Below are 2,465 nucleotides of genomic sequence, written 5' to 3'. Positions count from 1 at the left end.
CGGCGCTGGAGGGCGCGCTGGGCGGCGAGGCCGGGATCCTGGTGATCGCCGGCACCGGGTCGGTGGCGTACGGCCGCGGACCGGACGGGCGGGTGGAGCGCTGCGGCGGATGGGGGATGCTGGTGGGGGACGAGGGGAGCGGGTTCGCCATCGGGCGGGCGGGGCTGGTGGCCGCGCTCCGCTCCGTGGACGGCCGGGGGCCGGAGACGCGGCTCCTCCCCCTCTTCCTGGAGCTGCTCGGCGTGGAGGACGTGCACGGGATCCCGCCCTGGGCCGGGCGCGTCGCCAAGGCGGAGATCGCGGCGCTCGCCACGCGCGTGATCGCGGCCGCCACCGGGGGCGACGACGTCGCGCTGGCGTTGGTCCGGGCCGCGGCGGGGCGGCTCGCCGAGCACGCCGTGGCGCTGCAGTGCCACCTGGCGCCCTGGCCGGCGGAGGTGCCGGTGGTGTTCCACGGCGGGGTGCTCGGGACCGAGCTGTACTCGGGCCTCGTCCGTGAGGCGCTGGAGGCGGCGGACCCGGCGTTCCGCGTTATGCCGCCGGTGGCGGACGCCGTGGCGGGGGCGCTGCGCCTCGCCCGGGGGCACCTGGCTTCGGCCTGAGGGGGCCCCCTCTCCCCCCGGCCCCCTCTCCCCCGCAAGCGGGAGAAAGGGGGAGAACGACACGGAGCTTCCTTCGCCGCGGTGGGCACGAGGCCCACCGCCGCCTCCCGTCGAATTCCACACGGTCCATCATGCCGAGAATCCGCACCCTGGCCGCCGCGCTCCCGCTCGCCGCCCTCGCCGCGTGCGCGGCCAACCCGCGCGCCGGCACGTCCACGGATCCCACCTACGACCTCCTGATCCGCGGCGGGCGGATCGTGGACGGCACGGGGAGCCCCTGGTACCGCGGCGACGTGGCGGTCAGCGGGGACCGCATCGTCGCGGTGGGGCTCCTTCCGGGGGCGCGGGCGCGCGACACCATCGACGCCACGGGGCTGGTGGTCGCGCCGGGGTTCATCGACATGCTGGGGCACTCCGAGTACCCCCTGCTCCGGGACGGGCGGGCCATCTCCAAGATCACGCAGGGGATCACCTCCGAGATCACGGGCGAGGTCACCAGCGTCGTCCCCGTCAACGAGAACACGCTCCGCGAGCTGGGGCCGGCGTCGCGCGAGCGGGTCACCTGGCGCGACCTCGACGGGTACTTCCAGGCGCTGGAGGCGGCGCGCCCCGCCATCAACCTGGGGACCTTCGTGACGGTGGGCTCGGTCCGCCGGGCGGTCATGGGGGACGTGGACCGCGCCCCCACGGCGGAGGAGCTGGAGCGGATGAAGGAGCACGTCGCCGCGGCCATGCGGCAGGGTGCGATGGGGCTCTCCAGCGGGCTCATCTACGCGCCGGCCTCCTTCGCCTCGCGCGAGGAGATCACGGAGCTGGCGAGGGTGGCGGCGCGCCACGGGGGCGGGTACGCCTCGCACATCCGCTCCGAGGGCGACCGGCTGGTGGAGGCCATCGAGGAGGCCATCGCCATCGGCGAGGGGGCGGGCACCTGGGTGCAGGTGCACCACCTCAAGGCCTCCGGCCGCCCCAACTGGGGGAAGATGCCGCAGGCGGTGGCGGCCATCGAGGCGGCCCGGGCGCGCGGGGTGGACGTGACCGCGGACCAGTACCCGTACCCCGCCTCCGGCACCGGGCTGGACGCCATCCTCCCCAACTGGGCCCACGCGGGCGGCACGGACTCGCTCCTGGCGCGCCTCCGCGACCCGGAGACGCGCGCCCGGCTGCGCGCCGAGCTGACCGGCGAGGGGGAGGGCGGCTCCGACTGGCGCATCGGCACCTCGGCCGGGGGGCCCAGCGGCGTGATGATCGCCGGGACCGCGGCGGACTCGCTCAAGAAGTACCAGGGGATGCGGCTGGACGAGGTGGCCCGCGCGCGGGGGCAGGAAGTGGTGGACGCGCTCTTCGACCTGCTCCTCGCCGACCGGGCCTCCACCTCGGCCATCTACTTCTCCATGTCGGAGGAGGACATCGAGTACGCGATGAAGCAGCCGTGGGTGAGCGTGGGGATCGACGCCGGGGCGCGCGCGGCGGACTCCACCATCAGCGGGAAGCCGCACCCGCGCGCGTACGGCTCGTTCCCGCGGATCCTCTGCCGCTACGTGCGCGAGCGGAAGGTGATCACCCTGGAGGACGCGATTCGCAAGTTCACGGCGCTCCCCGCCGCGCGGGTGGGGCTGGACGAGCGCGGGGTGGTGAAGGCGGGGATGTACGCGGACCTGACCCTCTTCGACCCGGAGACGGTCTGCGACCGCGCCACCTTCGAGGACCCGGTGCAGACGCCGGTGGGCATCCGCCACGTGATCGTCAACGGCACCCCGGTGGTGCGGAACGGGGAGGTCACGGGGGCGCGGCCGGGGCGGGCGCTCCGGCGGGCACACTGACCGGCGGACCCCGGGCGGCAGAAAAAAGCGGCGGCGGCACCCC

The 2,465-nt window shown here is 75.6% G+C and carries 2 protein-coding genes; both read left to right on the top strand.

What is annotated here, in order from left to right:
* On the top strand, window positions 1–602 hold a 602-nt coding region (locus VGR37_03660), incomplete at its 5' end, for a BadF/BadG/BcrA/BcrD ATPase family protein (protein HEV2146492.1).
* A 131-nt stretch (window positions 603–733) separates the two neighbouring features.
* On the top strand, window positions 734–2,422 hold the full coding sequence (locus VGR37_03655; GenBank protein HEV2146491.1) for a D-aminoacylase: 1,689 nt from the start codon (window positions 734–736) through the stop codon (window positions 2,420–2,422).
* Window positions 2,423–2,465: the final 43 nt, after the last annotated feature.

It is taken from the genome of Longimicrobiaceae bacterium, from assembly GCA_035936415.1.
Lineage (GTDB): Bacteria > Gemmatimonadota > Gemmatimonadetes > Longimicrobiales > Longimicrobiaceae > JAFAYN01.
Note: the sequence above shows the minus strand (reverse complement) of the source record. Positions and strands in the feature narration are given on the sequence as shown.

Excerpts from the sequence above, each read along its gene's own strand:
- VGR37_03655 (HEV2146491.1), top strand. The coding sequence starts at position 734 with ATGCCGAGAATCCGCACCCTGGCCGCCGCGCTCCCGCTCGCCGCCCTC.